The sequence below is a fragment of the Streptomyces daliensis genome (genome assembly GCF_054782395.1).
In genome coordinates this window covers 197,907-218,913 of record NZ_BAAGSO010000118.1, presented here as the reverse complement: position 1 = coordinate 218,913, position 21,007 = coordinate 197,907, and the positions used below count along the sequence as shown (strand labels likewise).

The following is a 21,007-nucleotide window of genomic DNA, read 5'->3' as shown; positions in this document are numbered from 1 at the left end:
CCTGTCGTCTCCTCCACCGGAAGGCGCACCATGCCCCCCACTTCCGCACGTCGTCCCACGCGCCGTCGCACCCTGTTACGGCGCGGAAGACTCCTCGCCGTCGCCGGGACCCTGATCGCCGCCTCCGCGGTCCTCGTCCCCCACGGCCTCGCCGCCCCGGCACCCACGTCCACAACCGCGTCCGCGCCCGCGCCCGCCGCACCCGCCGCACCCGACCGGTTCACCCACCCCGGCGTCCTCGTCAGCGCCTCCCAACTGGACTTCGTCCGCGGGAAGGTGCAGGCGGGCGCGCAGCCGTGGAAGGGGGCCTTCGACCAGATGATGGCCTCGAAGTACGCGTCGGCCTCGCGCACGCCCAAGCCACGCGCCGTCGTGGAGTGCGGCTCCTACTCGAACCCGAACTACGGCTGCACCGACGAGCGCGAGGACGCCATCGCGGCGTACACCAACGCGCTGGCCTGGTACCTCACCCGCGAGGACACGTACGCCAAGAAGGCGATCGAGCTGATGGACGCCTGGTCGGCGGTCATCCGCGACCACACGAACAGCAACGCGCCGCTCCAGACCGGCTGGGCCGGTTCCGTGTGGCCGCGCGCCGCGGAGATCATCCGCTACACCTACGACGGCTGGTCCCAGGCGGACCGCTTCCGCACCATGCTGCGCGAGGTGTACCTGCCCGAGGTCGTCAACGGCTCGCACAGCAACGGCAACTGGGAACTGAGCATGATGGAGGCCGCCGTCGGCATCTCCGTCCACCTGGAGGACAGGGCCGCCTACGACAAGGCCGTCGCCCGCTTCCTGAACCGCGTCCCCGCCTACGTCTATCTGACGTCCGACGGCGCCCTGCCCAGGACGGTGCCGGGCAGCGGGCTCGACACCCGGGACGAGATCGTGAAGTACTGGCAGGGCCAGTCCACGTTCGCCGACGGGCTCACCCAGGAGACGTGCCGGGACCTCACCCACACCGGGTACGGGCTCTCCGCCGTCTCCCATGTGGCCGAGACCAGCCGCATCCAGGGCGCGAGCCTCTACCCGCAGGTCGGGGAGCGGCTGCGGCACGGGCTCGGCTTCCAGTCCACGTACGAGGTGGGCACCCCGGTCCCGTCCTGGCTGTGCGGCGGCAGTCTCGACCTCGGCCTCGGGCCCGTCACCGAGGTCGGCTTCAACGCGCTGCACCACCGCGAGGGCCACGCGATGACCAACACCCAGAAGCTGACGGAGCGCCAGCGCCCGGCGGGCAGCAACAACCTCTTCGTCGCCTGGGAGACGCTCACCCACGCCGAGAACCCCAACTGACGGACCTGTCCGGGCCCCGAAAATCACTCTACACAACCTTGACGCAACCACGGACAGTTGTAGACGATTGCGGTGTCGGACTCGTCCAGCGCGAGGAGGCACGCGAATGGACCCGGACGGGGGGCGGCCTCCCGAGGTCACCTTCCAGCGGAGCCCGGACAGCTATCGGCACTGGACACTGCGCGTCGAAGACCCCGTCGCACGGCTGGAGTTGGACGTGGCCGAGGACGGCGGCCTGGTTCCCGGCTACGAGCTGAAGCTCAACTCCTACGACCTGGGCGTGGACATCGAGCTGTACGACGCGCTCCAGCGGCTGCGGTTCGAGCACCCGGGCGTACGGTCCGTCGTGCTGACCAGCGCCAGGGACGGGGTCTTCTGCGCCGGTGCCAACATCCGGATGCTGGCCGCCTCCTCGCACGCGTGGAAGGTGAACTTCTGCAAGTTCACCAACGAGACCCGCAACGGCATGGAGGACGCCTCGGCGCACTCGGGGCTGGCCTTCCTCGCCGCCGTCAACGGCACCTGCGCGGGTGGCGGTTACGAACTCGCCCTGGCCTGCGACCACATCGTCCTCGTGGACGACAACGCCTCCACGGTGGCACTGCCCGAGGTGTCCCTGCTGGGGGTACTGCCGGGGACCGGCGGGCTGACGCGGCTCGTGGACAAGCGCCGGGTGCGCAGGGACCTGGCCGACGTCTTCGCCACGCGCAGCGACGGGGTCAAGGGCAGGACGGCGGTCGAGTGGCGGCTCGTCGACGAGACCGTGCCGCGACGTGACTTCGCCGCCACGGTCGAGCGGCGCGCGCGGGAGGCGGCGGCACGCGGCACCCCGCGCGCGGGAGCGGGCGCCCGGGGCATCGCGCTGACCCCGCTGCGCTGCGAGGCCACGGACGCGTCCCTGACGTACCGCTATGTGCGCGCCGCGCTCGACCGGCCGCGCGGCCTGGTCGCCCTCACCGTCCACGGGCCCGACGACGAGGCACCGTCGGGGCCCGCCGACGTACACGCGCGGGGCGATGCCACCTGGCTGCTCGCCGTCACCCGCGAGCTGGACGACTGCGTCCTGCGCCTGCGCACCAACGAACCGGAGCTGGGCACGTGGGTGGTGCGTACCGAGGGGGAGGCGGAACACGTCCTGGCGCACGAGCGCGCCGTGCTCGAGGCCGCCCGCACGGACACCGACACCGATCCCGACACCGCCTGGCTGTGCCGTGAGATCGCGCACTACTACAAGCGCACCCTGAAACGCCTCGACGTGACCAGCCGCAGCCTCGTCGCCCTCGTCGAGCCGGGCAGTTGCTTCGCGGGCGTGCTGCTGGAACTCGCCCTGGCCTGCGATGTGCAGTACATGCTCGACGGCCCGCCCGTCGCGGACCCGGACAGCCCGGAGCGGGCGCTGCTGACCCTGTCCGGGGCCAACTTCGGCGCCCTCCCGATGGGCAACGGGCTCTCCCGCCTGGAGTCCCGCTTCTATCGCGACCCGGAGCGCCTGGAGCGGCTGCGCGGCGCACGAGGAGAGCCCCTGACCGCCGCCGTGGCACGGGACCTCGGGCTGGTGACGGACGCGCCCGACGACCTCGACTGGGAGGACGAGGTGCGGATCGCCCTGGAGGCCCGCGCCGCGCTGAGCCCCGACGCGCTCACCGGGATGGAGGCGAACCACCGGTTCGTCGGCCCGGAGACCATCGAGACCAAGATCTTCGGGCGGCTCTCCGCCTGGCAGAACTGGATCTTCGACCGCCCCAACGCCTCCGGCCCCGAGGGCGCGCTGCGCCGCTACGGCACCGGCCGGAAGGCGGCCTTCGACAGGAAGCGGGTGTGACGCGGTGACGGCGACGGCCACGGCGATCGACTACGACTCCACGATCCCCAACAACGTCGGCCTGTCGGACGACCGGCGGCTGCGGCGCGCGCTGGAGGGCTGGCAGCCCAAGTTCCTCGACTGGTGGGGCGAGATGGGCCCCGCGCTGGAAAACGAGGGTGTCTATCTGCGTACCGCCGTGGCCGTCGGCCGGGAGGGCTGGGCGCACTTCGGCCATGTGCGCGTCCCGGAGTACCGCTGGGGCATCTTCCTCGCGGAGCGCGAGGCGGAGCGCCGCATCGCCTTCGGCGAGCACAAGGGGGAGCCCGTCTGGCAGCAGGTGCCCGGCGAGTACCGCGCCGACCTCCAGCGGCTGATCGTCGTCCAGGGCGACACCGAACCCGCCTCCGTCGAGCAGCAGCGGCTGCTGGGCCTGACCGCGCCGAGCCTCTACGACCTGCGCAACCTCTTCCAGGTCAACGTGGAGGAGGGGCGGCACCTGTGGGCGATGGTCTATCTGCTGCACGCCTACTTCGGGCGCGAGGGCCGCGAGGAGGCCGAGGGCCTGCTGCACCGCAACTCCGGCAGCCCCGACTCCCCGCGCATCCTGGGCGCGTTCAACGAGGAGACGGCCGACTGGCTGGCGTTCTTCATGTTCACGTACTTCACCGACCGGGACGGCAAGTACCAGCTCGGCACGCTCAAGGAGAGCGCCTTCGACCCGCTCTCGCGCACCTGCGAGTTCATGCTCAAGGAAGAGGCGCACCACATGTTCGTCGGCACAACGGGCATCGACCGCGTGGTGACACGCAGCGCCCAGTTGATCCGCGAGCACGGCACGGAGGACATCGCGGCCTGCGGCGGCATCCCGCTCGACGTCATCCAGAAGTACCTCAACTTCCACTACACCGTCTCGCTCGACCTCTTCGGCGGCGAGACCTCGACCAACGCGGCCAACTACTACACGGCGGGCCTCAAGGGCCGCTGGCAGGAGACCCGCCGCGAGGACGACCATCTGCTCGCGGACGACGCGGCCGTCCTGGAGACGCCGGGCGAGGACGGCGGCTGGGAGCGGACGGAGGTCCCGGCGCTGCTGGCGCTCAACCTGGACCTGCGCGACGCGTACACGGCCGACTGCCGCAGCGGTGTCACCCGCTGGAACCGCGTCCTCGACGACCACGGCATCGGATTCCGCTTCGCGCTCCCCCACCCCTGCTTCAACCGGCGCGTGGGCCTGGCGGCGGGCCGTCATGTCACACCGGACGGCAGGATCGTGGACGAGGCGGAGTGGGAGCGGAACCGTCGGGCCTGGCTGCCCACGCCGGAGGACCTGGCCTTCGTGAAGTCGCTGATGCAGCCGGTGCGCGAGCCCGGCAGGATCGCGGGCTGGATCGCGCCGCCGAGCCGCGGCATCAACGGCCGCCCGCTCGACTACGCGTACGTCCACCTGCCCTGAGCCGCCCCGTGGCGCGGTGACCGGGAAGCGGCTCAGGCCGGGAAGCGGCTCAGGTGCCGCCTTCGCCCGACAGCAGCTCCGCCCAGCGCCGCCGCGCCACGGGCCGCCACTCGACGTGACGGCGGTGAAACAGCTCGGCGGCCTGTGCCCCGCTCCAGTTCGCGGGAAGCAGCTCGCGCGGCAGCCGGGGATCGAGGAAGGGGAAGCGGCGCCACTCGTGCACCAGCCGGGTCTGGGCCTGGAGCACGGCGTCCCCGCCCCGGGGGTCGAGCCCGGCGAACTCGTCGATGAACGCCTCGTAGCGCTCCTCCAGTTCGCGCAGGTCCCACGCCCGCGCCACCATCGCCTCCGCGCTGCCCACCGCGCCGTAGGAGGCGGTGAAGGACATGGCGTCGGCGGCGAGTTCGAGGTCCTTCAGCACCTCCAGTGCCTCGGTCTCGCGGTCCGGGTGCGGGGTGATCCAGACACCCGCCTCGGGCGACCCGAAGCCCGCCCAGCTCAGCCGCGTGCGCAGCCGGTGCCGCAGATCGCGCTTGGCCTCGGGGACGGAGACGAGGATCAGCAGCCAGTTCCCCTCCCAGGGGCGCTCGTCGCTGCCGAAGCCGTAGATCCGCTCGGCGCCCTCGGTCAGCAGCCGCCGCCCCGGCCGCGTCAGGTCCCAGCGCACCCGCCGCCCCACCCGCTCCGAGACGAGCCAGCCCTCGGCGCCGACGCGGGCGAGCGCCTGCCTGGCCGACTTCTCCTCGACGCCGAACTGGGCCAGCGCCTCCACGAGTACGGAGGTCCACACCGGCTCACCGCGCGGGCGGACGTACTCTCCCAGCAGGGTCGTCAGCAGGGAGCGCGCGCTCGTGTGGCTGACCTCCCGGCGTCGGCTGACCACGGGGCGTGCCCCCTCACCGGTGGCCGCGTCCGCCATCGCTCACCCCTCAACGTTCCCGCACGCCCGCTTTTTTCCTACGCTAACGCAGCGGAACGGCAGTTTTACGTCGAATCCCGCATGACGTGACCTGGCGTCAGGAAGCATGTGCCGTACGGGTGTCGGGGCGCTCAGTCGAGGCAGAACTCGTTGCCCTCGATGTCCTGCATGACGATGCACGAATCCGTGTCGTCGGCCAGCAGCCGCACGCGTACCGCGCCGAGCGGGAGCAGCCGCGCGCATTCGGCCTCCAGTGCGGCCAGGCGCTCCTCGCCCACGAGCCCGGTGCCGACCCGCACATCGAGGTGCACCCGGTTCTTGACGACCTTGCCCTCGGGAACGCGCTGGAAGAACAGCCGAGGACCCACGCCCGAGGGATCGACGCACGCGAACCACTCTTCCTCGCCCTCGGGCGACCGGGAGCGGTTGAACTCGCCCCACGTGGCGAACCCCTGCGGCGTCGGCGCCACGTCGTACCCCAGCACCTCGCACCAGAAGCGGGCGACGCGCTCGGGCTCCGCGCAGTCGAAGGTGACCTGGAACTGCCTGATCGTCGACATCGGCGCACCATAGCAGGGGGTTCCCGGCAGGGCCCCGCATTTTGCCGGGGCGGGTCCCTGCGGGAAGGGGCCCGGACCGACGGGCCGTCACTCGATGACGAGCTCCACCGGGATGTTGCCGCGCGTCGCGCGGGAGTAGGGGCACACCTCGTGGGCCTCCCGCACCAGCCGCTCGCCGGTCTCGCCCTCCAGGGAGTCCGGCAGCTCGACGCGGAGGGTCACGCTCAGCGCGAAGCCGCCGTCGTCCTTGCCGATGCCGACCTCGGCCGTGACGGACACCTCCGAGGTGTCGGCCTTCGCCTGCCGGCCCACCAGGCCCAGGGCGCTGGCGAAGCAGGCGGCGTAACCGGCGGCGAAGAGCTGCTCCGGGTTGGTGCCCTGACCGTCGCCGCCCAGCGCGGGCGGCGGGGCCAGGGGCAGGTCGATGTGACCGTCGGAGCTGACGGCCCGGCCCTCGCGGCCGTTGGCGGTGGCGACAGCGGTGTAGAGCGCGGCCATGGTGACCACTCCCTCTCGTCTCGGTGCTCGTTGACTGACACCGACAACTACAGCACACAATTAAGTTGTGCGCAATTAAAACGCCTCCTACTGAACTGCCCGCGCCGCGTTACCGTGGAGGCATGAAGCCGCTTTCCGCCGACGGGGCCGCCACCGCGGACGAGGAGTACCTCCGCCTCGGCCACCAGATCTGTTTCGCCACCCACGCCGCGTCCCGCGCCTTCGGCGACGTCTACCGCGTCGCGCTCAAGGACCTCGGTCTGACGTACTCGCAGTACCTCGTCATGCTGGTCCTGTGGGAGCGCGGCGGCCTGCCGGTGAAGGAGATCGGCAAGCACCTGCGCCTCGACTCCGGAACCCTCTCCCCCCTGCTGAAGCGGCTCGAAGCGGCGGGGCTCGTGGTGCGGGAGCGCAGCCGCGAGGACGAGCGCTCCGTCTCCGTACGCCCGACGGCCGAGGGCAGCGCCCTGCGTGAGCGCGCCACGCTGGTGCCGCGCCGCATCGCCGCGGCCACGGGGCTGTCCCTCGCGGAGATCACCGAACTGCGCGACCGGCTCGCCTCGCTCACCGCCTCGCTCGACGCGGCCGACCCCGAAGCCCTCGCCCCCGACGCGCCGTTGACGGAGTGCGGCGGCTGACGGGGTGCGGCGACCGAGCCCCCGCACCGGACGCCCGGCCCGTTCCGGCCGCTGAGGGGGAAGCGGATTCGGCGCGACCGGGGAGCCAGTAGAGTGACGGCTCGTGGCTGCACGACCGTTGAACGAAATCGTCGAACCGGGCTGGGCCAAGGCCCTGGAACCGGTCGCTGAACGCGTCGCCGCGATGGGCGACTTCCTGCGCGCGGAGATCGCCGCGGGAAGAACGTACGTACCCTCGGGGGCGAATGTGCTGCGTGCCTTCCAGCAGCCTTTCGACGACGTACGCGTCCTCATCGTGGGACAGGACCCCTATCCGACGCCCGGCCATGCCGTGGGGCTGTCCTTCTCCGTCGCGCCCGAGGTGCAACCCGTGCCCGGCAGCCTGGAGAACATCTTCCGCGAGATGCACAGCGATCTGGGCCTCCCCCGCCCCTCCAACGGCGATCTGACGCCCTGGACCCGGCAGGGCGTCCTCCTCCTCAACAGGGCGCTGACCACGGCGCCCCGCAAGCCCGCCGCACACCGCGGCAAGGGCTGGGAAGAGGTGACCGAGCAGGCCATCCGGGCGCTCGTCGCACGCGGCAAGCCGATGGTGTCCGTGCTGTGGGGCCGCGACGCGCGCAACCTGCGGCCCCTCCTCGGCCCCCTCCCCTCCGTCGAGTCCTCGCACCCCTCGCCCATGTCGGCCGACCGCGGCTTCTTCGGCTCGCGGCCCTTCAGCCGCGTCAACGATCTGCTGGCCCAGCAGGGCGCGCCGCCCGTGGACTGGCGCCTGCCGTGACCGGGGGCGCCGCACGGGCCGACGGCGGCGGCGCACCGGCCGAGTGGATCATCGGGGTCGACTCCGGCGGCTCGGGGCTGCGGATCGCCCTGGCCGGGGCGGCCCTGCGCACGCACGGCGACGGCGGCGGCGCGCGCGATGAGCAAGGCTCCGCGCGCCCACGGGCCGTCGGCACCTTCGCCTCGCCCGAGCCCGTCCGTACGGACGCGTCGGGCATCGACGCCGGGCACATGCTGGAGCTGCTGGTGCCCGCGGCGCGCGCTCTCCTGGCGGAGGCGGGCGCCGGGCCCGAGCCCGCCGTCGGCGCCGTGTGCGTCGGCGCCGCGGGCATGGCCTCGCTCGGGGACGGGCTGCGCGCGCGGCTGCCCGGCGCCCTCGCGGAGACCTTCGGCGCGCGGCGCATCGCGCTGGCCGCCGACGCGGTGACCGCGTACGCGGGCGCACTCGGCGAGCGGCCCGGCGCGGTCGTCGCGGCGGGCACGGGCCTGATCGCCATGGGCACGGACCTGCGGTCCTGGCGGCGCGCCGACGGCTGGGGCCATCTGCTGGGCGACTGCGGCGGCGGCGCGTGGATCGGGCGCGCGGGCCTTGAGGCCGCGATGCGCGCGTACGACGGGCGCGAGGGCGGCTCGCCCGCGCTGCGCGACCGCGCCGAGGCCGTCTTCGGCGCCCCGCTGAGCGGCCTGCCGGGCCGCCTGTACCCGCGCACGGACCGGCCCGCCGTGCTCGCCTCCTTCGCGCCCGAGGTCGCCCGGTGCGCGGCGGCCGACCCCGCCGACCCCGCCGCCGAGCGCGTCATGCGGGAGGCGGCCCGCGAGATCGCGGTGTGCGCCGGGGCCGTCTGTCCCTCGGGGAAGGCGGCGGACATCGCACTGACCGGGGGCCTCTTCCGCGTCGGGGAACCGCTGCTCGGGCCCCTGGCTGAGGAGCTGGCAGTGCGGCTGCCGCACGCGCGGACGGTCGAGGCCGCGGGGGACCCGCTCGACGGGGCGCTGCTGATCGCGGAACGGCTGGCGCGCGGTGCGCTGGAACTGCCAAATGATCCGACGTTGCTGTATATCGGTTGACAGAACCGTCCAAAATTTGTCACACGACGCGCGGTGCGAACCGGCACATAAACGGACTCCTCTCCCCCGCCCGAACAGTCAAGCCCATCAAGGCATTAACATGCGGGCGCATGAGCTCCCCCACTGGGCCGGACAATGGCCTGCCCGTACGAATGCCGCGTCCACGCCAGCCCGGAAGGCACCGCCGACCGGAGCCCGTCGTTGCCCCCGAGAACGCGCCCGCGCTGGTGCTGGCCGTTCCTGGCACGCCGTCGAGCACGACGCGCGGCCTCGCCGAGGAGATCCTGAGCATCGCCCGCTCGGAGCTGCCCGGCCTGGACGCGCGCATCGGCTTCATCGACGGCGGCGACGAGGAGTTCCCCGGACTGGAGTCCGTGGTCGCCCGAGCCGCCGCCGAGCGCGTCGGCCCCCCCGCCCACGAGGGCGGATCCCCTGAGCAGCAGGAGCCGGACGGCCCGACGGCCGTCGTCGTCCCGCTGCTCGCCGGCCCCGACTCAGCCCGCATGCGGCAGATACGGCAGACGGTGCTGGGAAGCGGCCCCGGTGCCGAGGTGACCGACGTCCTCGGCCCGCACCCCCTGCTCGCCGAAGGGGTACACGTCAAGCTCTCCGAGGCGGGCCTCGCGCGCGCCGACCGGGCCCGGCTCTTCACTGTCGCAACCGCCGCGGACGGCATCGTCCTGGCGGCTGTCGGCGGCGAGGAGGCCGTCCAGGCCGCCGGTATCACCGGGATGCTGCTGGCCGCGCGGCTCGCCGTTCCGGTACTCGCTGCCGGGCTCGACGAGGAGGGCGCGATCGCGCGTACCGCCGAGCAGCTCCGCAGCTCCGGCTCCCAGCAGCTGGCCGTGGCCCCCTGCCTCATCGGCCCCGAGGTCCCCGAGGGGCTGCTGGAAGCCGCGGCGCAGGAGGCGGGCTGTTCCGCCGCAGACCCGCTGGGCGCCTACCCGGCGATCGGCAAGCTGGTGGCGTCCACGTACGCGGCCAAGCTGGGCATCAACCAGCAGCAGCCGCAGGGGATGCCCGCGCGCTGACCGTCACCGGTCCTGGCTCCGGCCCGGTGCCGTCCCCGGCTCCGGTACCGGTTCCGCTCGCTGTTCCACCGCACCATGGCGCCGTCCCGCGCCGCACCGACGAAGGCCGCACGGAGAGGCGGCGGCCCGCCACGCAGGCGGGCCGCCGCCTCTTCGCGGTTCCGGGGCTCCGGGCCGGGGTGGCTCAGCTTCCTTCGGGGGCGCCGGGCGCGAAGACGACGCAGGAGGCGGCGGGGGCCGGGAACGAGCCCGCGTAGGCCGGTACTCCGGAGGCGGGGTCGAGGGTGAACCTGGCGATGTCGCCGGAGCGCTCGTTGGCCACGTACAGCCAGCGGCCCGACGGGTGCAGCGCCAGGTCACGCGGCCAGTGCCCGCCGCACGGCACGGCGGTGACCAGCTCCATGCCGTCGCCGTCCGCGCCGAGCGCCAGCACCGCGATGTGGTCACGCCCACGGACCGCTGCCCAGGCGAAGCGGCCGTCCGCCGAGAGCACGAGCGCCGAGGGATAGGCCGGGGCGTCCCCCGTCGGCTCGGTGGGCAGGAGCGCGGTCTCGCGCAGGGATTCCAGTGAGCCGTCGGCCGCGTTCCAGCGGCAGGTGGTCACGGTCGGTGCCAGCTCGTTGATGACGTAGGCGCGGGCGCCGCCGGGGTGGAACACCAGGTGGCGCGGCCCGGTGCCCGCGCGCAGCGGGACCTCGCGGTGCGGGAGCGGCCCTTCACCGTCCGGGCCCTGGTCCGGGCCCTGGCTCCCGTCCCGGAGGTCGTAGACGTGTACGGAGTCGGTGCCCAGGTCCACCGCGAGCAGCCAGCGCCCCGACGGGTCGGGCGCGACCGCGTGCGCGTGCGGGCCCTCCTGCCGCTCCGCGACCGGCCCCCGCCCCTCGTGCCGCCGCACGCGCGCTTGGCCGCCGAGGCTGCCGTCCGCGCGTAGGGGCAGCGCGCTGACGCTGCCCGAGGTGTAGTTGGCGGTGAAGAGCCGCCCGCCGGCCGACGCGAGGTGCGTGGGGCCCGCGCCCCGTACGGGCACGGGCCCGCCGAGCGGTGCGGGCCGCTCCGGCCGCGCGAGGGAGAACGCCGCCGCGGCGCCCTCCGTCGTCTCGCTGACCGCGTACAGGACACCGGCGCCGAGCGCGAGGTACGAGGGGTCGGCGACCGCGGAACCGGTGTGGTGCAGCGCGGTCAGCTCGCCGGTGACGGGGTCGGCGGAGGCGGTCGTGATGCCGTGGCCGCCCGCTGAGGTGAACGAGCCGAGGTACGCGTGCGCGGTGCGCGCGTCCCCGCGTCGCGCTGTCCGGGCTCCGACGGGCGGTCCAGCCGCCGCCTCCCCGTCCCCCACGTCCCGCGCGCCGTCCACGTCACTCGCGCCGCTCGTGTCGCTCACCGCTGTGCGTCCTCTCGCCCGGAGTGTGATCCCGGCACGCTAGCAGCGCCCCGCACGCGGCGATCTTCGCCCCTGGGCCCGGGCTCAGGGCTCAGGGACCGACCAGCCCCGAGCGCGAGGAGGTCCCGAGCGGCGCCGCCAGCTCGGACAGGGTCTTCTCCAGTCCGCGCAGGTGCAGGAGGGCCGGGGACTCGGCCTCCTCCCTGTGGGGCGCCTGGTGTGCCGCCGTCGCCGGCAGGGCGTGCGCGGCCCTGCTGACGGTGAGCGTCTCCACCGCGGCCTCGACGCGGCGGCACGCGGCCATCAGACGGGCGTCGTGCGACGCGACCGGATCCGCGGCGGCCGACACCAGCCCCCGCACCTCCCGCGCGCAGTCGTCGAGCAGCCCGATCACCTGCCGGGCCCGTGCCTTGCGGGACGGGAAGGGCGCCAGCGGGTGCACCAGCGGCGCGAGGGCCATCCGTACCCGGCCGAGAAGGATCTCCAGTTCGGCGGCGTGCGGGGTCGGGTCGCCCTGGGGGTCACCGGCGAGCCGCGACGTCGCCTGGGCGGTGGCGGCGTGCACGCAGTGCAGCGCCCGCTGGATCCAGGCGTCGTTCGTGGCGTGCGTGGTGACCGGCAGGACGAGGACAACGGCCAGTGCCGCACCCACAGCGCCGACGCCCGTCTCCGCGAGCCTGAGCACCAGGAGACCGGGGTCCAGCACGCCCAGCAGGCCGTACAGCGAGCTGGCCAGCACCGTCACCGACAGCGTCATCCAGGAGTACGAGACGGCGGCGGTGTAGAAGATCCCGAAGACGCACACCGCGACCAGGGCCGCCGTCGGCGCGGGCGCGCCGTGCAGCGGGACGGCGACGAGCGCGCCGAGGGCGACACCGACCAGCGTGCCCAGGACGCGTCGGAAGCCGCGAACCAGGGTCTCGCCGCGCGAGGCGGTGTTGACGAAGATCCACCAGACGGTGCCGACGGCCCAGTACCAGCGGTCCTCGGAGAGCACCTGCCCGACGACGAGCGCGAGCGCGCAGGCGGCGGTGGCCTGGAACGCCTGCCGGGTGGTGGGCCGCGCCAACGCGGTGCCGGGGAGCATGGGCGGCGCCGCGGCGGGCGGGGTGCGGCGCTCGATGGGCCACAGCACGAAGCGCGTCGTACCGGCCACGAGGAGGGACACGCCGACGGCGGCGTACAGCTCGGGCAACTGCGCGGGGAGCGCGTGCAGGAACTGCGTGGCGAAGAAGCTCATGAACCCGAAGATCCCGAGCGCGTGCCCGCGCGGGCCCCAGCGGCGTGCGTAGACCCCGGCGAAGACGACGGCCAGGAAGGCGAGGTCGCGGGCCGGGAGTGTGCCGTGCAGGGCGGTGGCGAGCGCCAGTACGGGGAATCCCGCGACGGGCAGCAGCGCCGTGGTGATCCGCTGGTCACGGACGGTCGCGTCGGTGACGGTGAAGAGCGCGAGCAGTGCCGCGAGCCCTCCGGTGATCGACGCGGTGAGCGAGAGCCCGCACAGTTCGGACACGGCGACGGCGGCGGCGATGCCGATGACCGCGCGGAGCGAGTTCCGCAGTCTCACGAGCCCCGGGTCCGGAGCCACGAACGTTCTCTTCACGCTCTTGACGCTCTTGACGCTCTTGACGCTCTTCACGGCGGGTTGCCGCCCCCTTGCGATGGCACGCGGCGTCCCATGACCGTCCGGGGGTGGTGGCCGGCGCGGAGACACAGCGAAGGCACCGCGGACCGTACGGCTTCGTCGCCGTCCGGCGCTGCGGCGCCACAACTGGATGGATACAACAAAGTTGACGCTCTCCCTCGTAAACGGGGGAGACTCTTACGGCTCGCGCCGTGAGACTTCCTGTTTCATCGCTGACTGCCCGCCCGGAGAACTCCGTTGAGGTCTTACACCAGCTCCGCAGGCTTGGACCGCCCGTCCGGCGGCAAGCAGGTTCTTCGCCGCGTTCACGTCCCTGCCGTGGGTCGTGCCGCAGCCCTGGCACGTCCAGGTACGGATCTTCAGCGGCATCTTCTCCTGGAGGGTGCCGCAGGTGGAGCACAGCTTGGACGAGGGGAAGAAGCGGTCCACGACCACCACATCCCGCCCGTACCACTGGGCTTTGTACTCCAGCATGCTCCGGAACTGCGACCACGCCGCGTCACTGATGGCGCGGGCCAGGCTCCGGTTCTTGACCATGTTGCGCACGGTCAGGTCCTCGATCACGAGCGTTTGGTTCTCACGCACGAGACGGGTGGTGATCTTGTGGAGGTGGTCCCGCCTGCGGTCGGTGATGCGGGCATGGACCCTGGCGGCCTTCCGCTGGGCCTTGGCCCGGTTCGCCGAACCCTTCGCTTTCTTGGCGAGATTGCGCTGGGCCTTCGCCAGCCGGGCGCGGTCCTTGCGCTCACTCCTCGGGTTGGCGATCTTCTCGCCCGTCGAGAGGGTCAGCAGGTGCTCCAGACCCGCGTCCACACCCACTGCCGCCTCAGTGGCGGGCAGCGGCCGCACGCCCGGGTCGTCGCACAGGATCGCCACGAACCAGCGTCCCGCGCCGTCCTGGGAAACGGTCACCGTCGAGGGGTCCACGCCCTCGGGCAGGGGGCGCGACCACACGATCTCCAGTGGGTCCCTCATCTTGGCGAGCGTCAGGCGGCCGTCGCGGTAGCGGAACGCCGAGCTGGTGTACTCCGCCGAGCGGCGCGACTTCTTGCGGGACTTGAAGCGCGGATACCTCCCCCGCTTCTCCCAGAAGTTCACGAACGCGCCTTGCAGATGACGAAGGCACTGCTGGAGCGGCACCGAGGAGACCTCGGAGAGGTAGGCCATCTCCTCGGTCTTCTTCCACGCGGTCAGCATGGCCGAGGTGGCGTTGTAGTTGACCCGCTCGCCCTGCTGCCAGGCCCGCGTACGGGCCTCCAGTGCCATGTTGTAGACCTTGCGCACGCATCCGAACGTGCGCGACAGCTCGGCCGCCTGCGCATCGGTCGGATAGAAGCGGTACTTGAACGCCCGCTTCACATGGCCTGTGGTCATGCTCACAAACTAGCCGGGCCACAGGCAAAGACCAAACCTGCTGGTCAGAGTACTGCGATCCGCCCTGGCGGCGAATACGGCCTCCACAAGCTCCACGGGCTCACCGTGTCCCGGAAGACACGGTGAGCCCAGGCTGCGACGTGGCGGAAAAGTGGGCCGGTCAGCCCGCGTCGCGGTAGATCTTGCCGCTCTCGTTCACAGTGGCACCGTCGTAGAGACCGGTCGGGCTGGTCTGCTTGGAGAGCGCCGACCACGCGTAGCGCTCCACGAAGTCCAGGTCCCCGAGCATCTTCGTCGACGAGGTGAGGAAGGCGGTCTGCTCCTTCTCACTGGGGTAGCGGGGCTTGTCCTTGGTGAAGTCGGTGAGGGCGTACTCGGTCAGCCAGACCGGCTTCTTGTACTTCTCGTGGACCCGCTTCAGATAGCCCGCGAGGTGGTCGGTGGCCTCGGGGCCGAAGTCGGACCCGTACCAGTGCACGGGGATGAAGTCGACGCGCAGTCCGCGCTCCTCGGCGCCCTTCATGAAGCGGTCCAGCCAGCCGCCCGCCTTGTCGGCGTCACCGGACACGGCGGGGGCGCCCAGCTTCAGGCCGGTCTTCTCCAGCTTGGGCCACAGGTCCAGGGCCTCTTCGGGCGAGATGTTGGACTGGGTGGGCTGGTCGGGCTCGTTGAAGGAGAGCAGGTGCTTGCCCTCCTGCTTGGCCTTGGTCAGCTCGTCCTCGGTGACAGAGCCCGGACCCCAGATGGTGGGCACGTACTCGACGCCCTCCGGCGGGGTGAGGCCGCCGCTGGTGGAGGTCCAGTTGTGGTACCAGGTGGCGCCGGAGTCCTTCAGCGCCTCCGCTGCGCCTTCGACGGGGTTGAGGGCCACGCCCCTGGCCTGCGCAGGCGCGGGCTGGTCGTCGCCGGAGCCGGGCTGGTCGTCGTCACCGGGAGCCGGCTCGGACGTCGGCTCCGGCTTGGGGTCGGGCTCCTCGGAGGAGCCGCCGGTGCCGTGGAAGGTGACGGTCAGGCTCTTGCAGGTGCTGCACTGACGCATCACCTGGTTGCCCGCCTCGGCGTCGTGCTTGGACCACGAGTAGGCGGTGGGGCACTGCTTGGTCAGCGCCTCGCTGTAGGCGGTCTTCGCGTCCCGGTTCGGGTTGACGCACACCACCGGCTTGCCCGAACTCTTCGACTTGGTGAGGTTCTCCGGCGGGCAGGCCGACAGCAGGTCCGTGGGGCAGCCCACCGACGCGCACTCCCCGCCGTTCTCCGGCGGCTTCACCCCGTCGGGAGTGATGGTGACCGGCGTCGAGACCGCGTTCACGTAGCTGATGTTGTACCAGGGCGCCGAGGAGTCCTTCGGGTCGAAGTTGAACTCGGCGAGGCTGACGGGCTGTTCGCCCGTGGTGCAGTGGTCCGCGTACGGGCCGCAGTCACCCACCTCGCAGTAGAACGTGCTGCCCTCCTCCCCGCCGCACCCCTGGCGGGCGAAGAACTTGCCGCGCCAGTGTCCCGCGTCCGAGTGCTCGGGGATGGTGACGGTGGCCGACTTGCCCGGGTCCAGCACCGGCAGCCCCGTCAGCTCCTGCGAGCCGTCGGCGTTGACCCCGGAGCCGACCCAGAGCCGCTCCTGGGTCTCGTTGCGGAAGGTGACGGTGTGCTCGCCGTTCTCGGCCGCTGCCGAGGCGGAGGCCATCTGTTCGGTCCCCTTGTCGGAGCCCCAGAACTGCGTCGTGGCCACGGCGGACACACCGGCGACGACGAGGACGAAAGCGAGCAGGAGGGGTCGGAACAGCCGCATCGATCTCAGTGAGCTAAGTGATGGAATAGGTCTCACACGCACAGAAACACGCCTCTCGGGTGAAGAATCGTCTGCGCACGCACGACGGATGCGCACAGCCAACGGTTCACACCAACAACCACCAACCTCGACCACCACCCCTGCCCTCCCCGCCACCACACCCGCCCCTGCTGCCACCTCTCCCCGTCCCCTTGGCACCCTGGACACCATGAACCACTCCCCCTCCCGCACGGTCCTCCCCGCGGTCATCTTCGATCTCGACGGCACACTGGTCGACAGCGAGCCCAACTACTACGAGGCCGGGCGCCGCGTCCTCGCGCGGCACGGTGTCAACGGCTTCACCTGGGAGGACCACACCCGCTTCATCGGGATCGGCACCCGGGAGACCCTGGCCACGCTGCGCGAGGAGCACGGCATCGACGCGCCGGTGGACACCCTCCTCGCCGAGAAGAACCACGCGTATCTGGAGCTGGCCCGCGCGGGCACCGAGGTCTTCCCGGGGATGCGCGAACTCGTCGGCCTGCTGCACACGGCCGGACATCCGATGGCCGTCGCCTCGGGCTCCTCGCGCGCGGCCATCGAGGCGGTGCTGGCAGGTACGGGGCTCGACGCGCTGCTCACCGTCCATGTCTCGGCCGAGGAGGTGGGCCGCGGCAAGCCGGAGCCTGACGTCTTCCTGGAGGCGGCGCGGCGCCTCGGCGCGCGGCCCGCGGACTGCGTGACCCTGGAGGACGCCCCGCCCGGAGCCGAGGCGGCACGGCGCGCGGGGATGCGGTGCGTCGCCGTCCCCTATGTGCGGGACACGGTGGACGACCCCGCGTTCGCGTCGGCGGGGCTGCTGTTCCCCGGCGGGCAGGGCGAGTTCGACGCACGACGGGCGTACGACTGGATCACGGGCACAGGCACAGGCACACGCACGTCGGCCGCCGGGGTGTAGGGCGTGTTCCGGACGCGGGGCCCGAGCGGGCCCCGCGTCCTACCCGCTGCTCCCCTACTCCTGGGCCGACGTCGCCTTCGGCCTCAGCAACGTGATCCTGGAGGCGCCCAGTTCGGTGACGTACAGGTTGCCCTTCGCGGTGTCCTCCGTGACGTCGAGTGGCTGCTGGAAGCCGGTGAGGCCGGTGGTGCCCACCGTCGGAGGCGAGAGTCTGCCCTGTGTGTCGACGCCGAAGATCTCGATGTCCTGGCCGCTGCTGTAGCGGACGACGAGCAGCTTGCCCTTGAGCGCGCCGCCGAAGGCGTCGCCCCGGTACTCGATGACGCCGTCCGCCGAGGCGTGCAGCCCCGCGTCGTACATGCCGCTCAGGTCCAGGTTGCGGTCGGCCCGTGTACCCGACGGGTAGCCGGTGACCTCGAACGGGTCGGCGCCCGCCGTCGGGTTGCCCCCGGCCAGCACCCACTCGCAGCGGGACGGGTTGGGGTGCCCGTAGTAGCGGTTCTTCTTGACGTCGAAGACATAGTCGGTCTCCGCCGTGCCGACACCGGTGAGCGCGGGCACGCTCGGCCCCGTGTAGGCGCCGCTGGCCCCCACGTCCGTCCTGCGTGTGCAGGAGGCGGGCAGTGGTGAGGGCGTCGCGGGTGTGTTGCCCCCGGCGGCCGAGCCGTTGGTGGGCGTGTAGAGGTGCCCGTTGCTGTGCCACACGAGGTCGAAGGCGTTGCGGACCCCGGTGGCGTACAGGGTCAGCGGGGCGTTCGCCGCGAAGGGGTCGTAGCTGCCGGGGCTCTCGGTGCGCACGTCCAGTGGGCCCGAGGCGGGCAGCTTGGCCGGGTCCAGCCGCAGGACGGCCGCGCTGAGCAGCCGCTCCGGCCTGTTGCCCCACACGGGGTCGGCGGCGCCCATGGCGTTGTTGGCGCCCTGGCTGACGTAGAGGGCACCGTCGGGCCCGAAGGCGAGGGAGTTGGTCTCGTGGTCCTTCACGGAGCGCGGCAGGTGGCTGACGACCTCGGTGTACGTACCCAGGTCAGGGCCGCTCAACTTGGCGATGCTGCTGGACCAGTCCGGCTCGTTCGGTGTGCCGCCGGGATACATCGTGTTGGAGGTGATCCACAGCACCGGCGCTGACGCCGTCGAAGCGGGGTCGAAGGCCATGCCGATGATCGTGCGGTTCGGGGCGCCGGGCAGGTTCCGCGCCGTGGCGTCGGTGCGGACGGTGGAGATCGTCTGCGCGTTGCCGAGGGTGCCGTCGGAGGCGATGGTCCAGCGCATGACGTAGCCGTCGAGCGTGGCCGCGTACAGCCTGCCGTCCGGGCCCTTCAGCACGGACGTGAAGCTCCTGCCGGTGGCTCCGCTGGCCACCTTCTCGAACGCGACGGAACCCCCGCCCCCGGCCGACCCGGTGGTGAACACCGAACTCCAGGAGAGGAACGCCTTGCCGTCCAGGTCCTTGACTCCGCTCGTCACGGAGAGCCGGTAGCGGGTGCCGGGTTGCAGCCCGGCGGTCGGCGACACATTGATGACGTCGCCGCCGCCGCTGGTGACCACGTGCGCTGCGACGGTGGTCCCGGTCGCCGACTCCTTCAGGGTGACGGTGCCACCGGACAGGGTCGCCGCGTCGACCCCGGCGCCGGTCAGCCGCAGGTCCGCGACGACACTGCCCGTGGGTGACACCCCGGACGCGGTGTTGGCGGGGGTCACGGCGCGCACGGCGGGGCGCGTGTCGGCGCCCGTCACGGGCGCGATGGAGACATGGGCGAGCTTCGTGTTGGTACCGCCGCGCGGGCTGAGGGTGAGCCTGCCGTCGGACACCGTCGGCTCGACGGTCCGGGTCTGGTACCTGCCGCTGTCCGTCGGGACGAACCCGTCGACCGCGTTCTGGTCCTCGACCTGGATCGCGTGCGCGCTGTCCAGGCTCGTACGGTCGCCGACGGCGACGGTGACCGCGTAGGTGCCGTCGGGCACGGCGATCTCCCAGCGGCCCGGCGTCTTGACGCCCGGGGAGGACGCGGGGAGCTGCATGTGCAGGAAGGTGGCCAGCAGCCGGTCGGGTTCCGCGCTGCCGCGGTCGCGGCCGTTGCCCGTCAGGTCCAGCGGCGTGGCGCTGTCCATGCCCACCCAGCCGTACGTCAGCCCGCTGCCCTGGTGGGGACCGGTGCGGGCCGCGTACGGCTGACCGTAGTCGAGGGTGTGGCCGGTCACGGGCACGGTGGTGGCCGTGCCGAAGTCGATCTTCGCGGAGAACGTCGTGTCGGCCTGTGCGGGGCCCGGCACCCCCAGCGCGAACCCGGTCATCGCACACACCGCGAGGGCGGCGGTGAGGGGTCTTCGGAGCGAGCGGAAGGGGGCTAATCCCCGCAGGAATGAACCAGTCACTGTTCTTTCTCCCATCGGCGCAGGAACAAGGCGATTTCCTGACATTGGCAGCCGGAGGATGGGAGCGGAAGCGGTGCGCGGGGAGGACTACGGACCGGGGCCGGGGCCGGGGCCGAGGCCCGGGGGGGTGCTAGGAGCGGCGGCGGGGCTTGCGGCCCTTGCCGCCCTGCGCGCCGCCGGAGCCGCGCCGCGCGCCCGGCCTGCCCGCCGACGGCTTCGTCTGCTTCACCGGCTTCCCCGCCGAGGACGTACGCCGTGCGCCGCCGCCCTTCTCGGCACCCTTGCCCTTGGCCTTGTCCTTGCTCTTGGCCTTGTCCTGCGGCTGCGGCTGCGGCTGGGCGCGGCCACGTGTGCTGTTGACGGTCCGCCCGCGCACGATCCCGATGAAGTCCTCGACCTGGTCGGTGGTCGCCTCCTCCGGCCACGAGAGGGCGACGCGCGAGGTGGGCGCGTCAGAGACCGTCCGGTAGGTGAGGTCCTTGCGGTGGTGGAGCCGGGCGAGCGACTGCGGGACGACGAGGACGCCCACCCCCGCGGCCACCAGCTCGATGGCGTCCGCCGTCGTGGCGGGACGCTCGATCGCGGGCCGCCCGGGCAGCCGCTCCCAGTCGAGGACGTCGTCGAGGGGGTGCAGCACGATCTCGTCGGCCAGCTCCTCCGTGGACACCTCGTCGGCCGCCGTCACGAGGTGATCCTTCGGGACGACGACCACCGTCGTCTCGGTGTAGAGGGGGATCGCGCTGAGGTCCGTCCTGTCGGCGGGGAGCCGTACGAAGCCCGCGTCCGCGCCGCGGGACCGCAGCAGATCGCACGCGTCGGCCGCGGGCACGGGAACGAGGGTCAGCGGGACGTCGGGGATGCGCTCGTTCCAGATCCGCACCCACTTGGTGGGTGTCACCCCCGGAACGTAGGCGAGCCGGAACGAGGGGGAGGCGTCGGAGTCTGTCACTCCGCCAGGTTACCGGCCGTGGTCGGAGACACCTCACACGATCGATACCCTTGCCCTATGACGTCGCACAAGACCACCCAGACCATGAAGCCCGCGACCGCGGCGAAGAAGCTGGGTGTGTACCTCGAAGCCACCCCCGCCGAGTTCCAGGAGGGTGTCGTCTCGCGCGACGAGCTGAACGCACTCCAGTCCGACCCGCCCGAGTGGCTGCGTGACCTGCGCCGCGACGGCCCGCACCCGCGCCCCGTCGTCGCGTCGAAGCTGGGCGTCTCCATCGCGGGCCTCGCGCGCGGCGGAGTCACCGAGCCGCTCACCACGGAGCAGATCGACGTGCTGAAGGCGGATCCGCCGGAGTGGCTGGAGAAGGAGCGCGCCACCCAGGCCGAGGTCAAGAAGGAAGGGGCGCGCCTCAAGCAGCTCAAAGAGAAGAAGGCGAAGGAGCAGCAGGAGGAGAAGGAGGCGGAGCAGACCGGAGCGGCACGGAAGCCCCGCCGCCCGCGTTCCTGACCTTCACT

General features: G+C 72.3%; 18 protein-coding genes. 9 read left to right on the top strand and 9 right to left on the bottom strand.

The features are described from left to right. Positions 1-30 precede the first annotated feature (30 nt). The 3 genes from ACYVOO_RS32535 (at position 31) to boxB (ending at position 4,553) form a co-directional block, all read left to right on the top strand. Complete coding sequence (locus ACYVOO_RS32535) at positions 31-1,296, top strand: alginate lyase family protein (RefSeq protein ID WP_461019303.1); 1,266 nt, start codon at positions 31-33, stop codon at positions 1,294-1,296. A 106-nt stretch (positions 1,297-1,402) separates the two neighbouring features. Beyond that, a complete protein-coding gene (gene boxC / locus ACYVOO_RS32530) occupies positions 1,403-3,118 on the top strand; it encodes a 2,3-epoxybenzoyl-CoA dihydrolase (RefSeq protein WP_461019302.1) in 1,716 nt (571 codons plus the stop codon). A 4-nt stretch (positions 3,119-3,122) separates the two neighbouring features. Continuing rightward, a complete protein-coding gene (gene boxB / locus ACYVOO_RS32525; RefSeq protein ID WP_461019301.1) occupies positions 3,123-4,553 on the top strand; it encodes a benzoyl-CoA 2,3-epoxidase subunit BoxB in 1,431 nt (476 codons plus the stop codon). Positions 4,554-4,602: 49 nt separating this feature from the next. On the opposite strand, the gene ACYVOO_RS32520 is transcribed toward boxB, so the two are convergent. From ACYVOO_RS32520 to ACYVOO_RS32510, 3 genes are all read right to left on the bottom strand, one after another. Beyond that, positions 4,603-5,472, bottom strand: a complete 870-nt coding sequence (locus ACYVOO_RS32520; RefSeq protein WP_461019300.1) for a PaaX family transcriptional regulator — start codon at positions 5,470-5,472, stop codon at positions 4,603-4,605. 131 nt (positions 5,473-5,603) lie between these two features. Further along, positions 5,604-6,032, bottom strand: coding sequence for a VOC family protein (locus ACYVOO_RS32515; protein WP_461019299.1), 429 nt, complete (start codon positions 6,030-6,032; stop codon positions 5,604-5,606). Between the two features lie 87 nt (positions 6,033-6,119). After that, entirely contained in the window at positions 6,120-6,530 is a 411-nt protein-coding gene (locus ACYVOO_RS32510) for an organic hydroperoxide resistance protein (protein WP_461019298.1), read from the bottom strand. Positions 6,531-6,652: 122 nt separating this feature from the next. Between ACYVOO_RS32510 and ACYVOO_RS32505 the strand changes: the two genes are divergently transcribed. The 4 genes from ACYVOO_RS32505 to ACYVOO_RS32490 all read left to right on the top strand — a co-directional run bounded on the left by ACYVOO_RS32505 (position 6,653) and on the right by ACYVOO_RS32490 (position 10,047). Next, positions 6,653-7,168 carry a MarR family winged helix-turn-helix transcriptional regulator gene (locus ACYVOO_RS32505; RefSeq protein WP_461019297.1) on the top strand — a complete coding sequence of 172 codons (516 nt, stop codon included), beginning with the start codon at positions 6,653-6,655 and terminating at the stop codon, positions 7,166-7,168. Between the two features lie 103 nt (positions 7,169-7,271). Then, positions 7,272-7,949, top strand: coding sequence for a uracil-DNA glycosylase (locus ACYVOO_RS32500; protein WP_453345685.1), 678 nt, complete (start codon positions 7,272-7,274; stop codon positions 7,947-7,949). Then, the gene (locus ACYVOO_RS32495; protein WP_461019296.1) at positions 7,946-9,016 is read left to right on the top strand and encodes an N-acetylglucosamine kinase; all 1,071 of its coding nucleotides are present in this window, start codon (positions 7,946-7,948) and stop codon (positions 9,014-9,016) included. Before ACYVOO_RS32500 ends, ACYVOO_RS32495 begins: the two co-directional genes overlap by 4 nt. 110 nt (positions 9,017-9,126) lie before the next feature. Beyond that, positions 9,127-10,047, top strand: a complete 921-nt coding sequence (locus ACYVOO_RS32490) for a sirohydrochlorin chelatase (protein ID WP_461019295.1) — start codon at positions 9,127-9,129, stop codon at positions 10,045-10,047. A 184-nt stretch (positions 10,048-10,231) separates the two neighbouring features. Here ACYVOO_RS32490 and ACYVOO_RS32485 read toward each other — a convergent pair whose 3' ends face one another. The 4 genes from ACYVOO_RS32485 to ACYVOO_RS32470 all read right to left on the bottom strand — a co-directional run bounded on the left by ACYVOO_RS32485 (position 10,232) and on the right by ACYVOO_RS32470 (position 16,233). Continuing rightward, the gene (locus tag ACYVOO_RS32485; RefSeq protein ID WP_461019294.1) at positions 10,232-11,428 is read right to left on the bottom strand and encodes a lactonase family protein; all 1,197 of its coding nucleotides are present in this window, start codon (positions 11,426-11,428) and stop codon (positions 10,232-10,234) included. A 91-nt stretch (positions 11,429-11,519) separates the two neighbouring features. After that, positions 11,520-13,031, bottom strand: coding sequence for an FUSC family protein (locus ACYVOO_RS32480; protein ID WP_461019293.1), 1,512 nt, complete (start codon positions 13,029-13,031; stop codon positions 11,520-11,522). A gap of 219 nt (positions 13,032-13,250) precedes the next feature. Further along, complete coding sequence (locus tag ACYVOO_RS32475; protein WP_461019292.1) at positions 13,251-14,447, bottom strand: RNA-guided endonuclease InsQ/TnpB family protein; 1,197 nt, start codon at positions 14,445-14,447, stop codon at positions 13,251-13,253. 160 nt (positions 14,448-14,607) lie between these two features. After that, entirely contained in the window at positions 14,608-16,233 is a 1,626-nt protein-coding gene (locus ACYVOO_RS32470) for a glycosyl hydrolase (protein ID WP_461019291.1), read from the bottom strand. 208 nt (positions 16,234-16,441) lie between these two features. Here ACYVOO_RS32470 and ACYVOO_RS32465 point away from each other — a divergent pair, with 208 nt between their 5' ends. Beyond that, positions 16,442-17,170, top strand: coding sequence for an HAD family hydrolase (locus ACYVOO_RS32465; RefSeq protein WP_461019290.1), 729 nt, complete (start codon positions 16,442-16,444; stop codon positions 17,168-17,170). Between the two features lie 54 nt (positions 17,171-17,224). Here ACYVOO_RS32465 and ACYVOO_RS32460 read toward each other — a convergent pair whose 3' ends face one another. Together ACYVOO_RS32460 and ACYVOO_RS32455 are read right to left on the bottom strand one after the other, a co-directional pair. Further along, positions 17,225-19,462, bottom strand: coding sequence for an Ig-like domain-containing protein (locus ACYVOO_RS32460; RefSeq protein WP_461019289.1), 2,238 nt, complete (start codon positions 19,460-19,462; stop codon positions 17,225-17,227). 211 nt (positions 19,463-19,673) lie between these two features. Next, on the bottom strand, positions 19,674-20,492 hold the full coding sequence (locus ACYVOO_RS32455; RefSeq protein WP_461019288.1) for a LysR substrate-binding domain-containing protein: 819 nt from the start codon (positions 20,490-20,492) through the stop codon (positions 19,674-19,676). A gap of 57 nt (positions 20,493-20,549) precedes the next feature. On the opposite strand from ACYVOO_RS32455, the gene ACYVOO_RS32450 reads away from it, so the two are divergent. Beyond that, positions 20,550-20,999 (top strand): DUF5997 family protein, encoded by a 450-nt coding sequence (locus tag ACYVOO_RS32450; RefSeq protein ID WP_461019287.1) that lies wholly within the window; start codon positions 20,550-20,552, stop codon positions 20,997-20,999. The last annotated feature ends 8 nt before the right edge of the window (positions 21,000-21,007 follow it).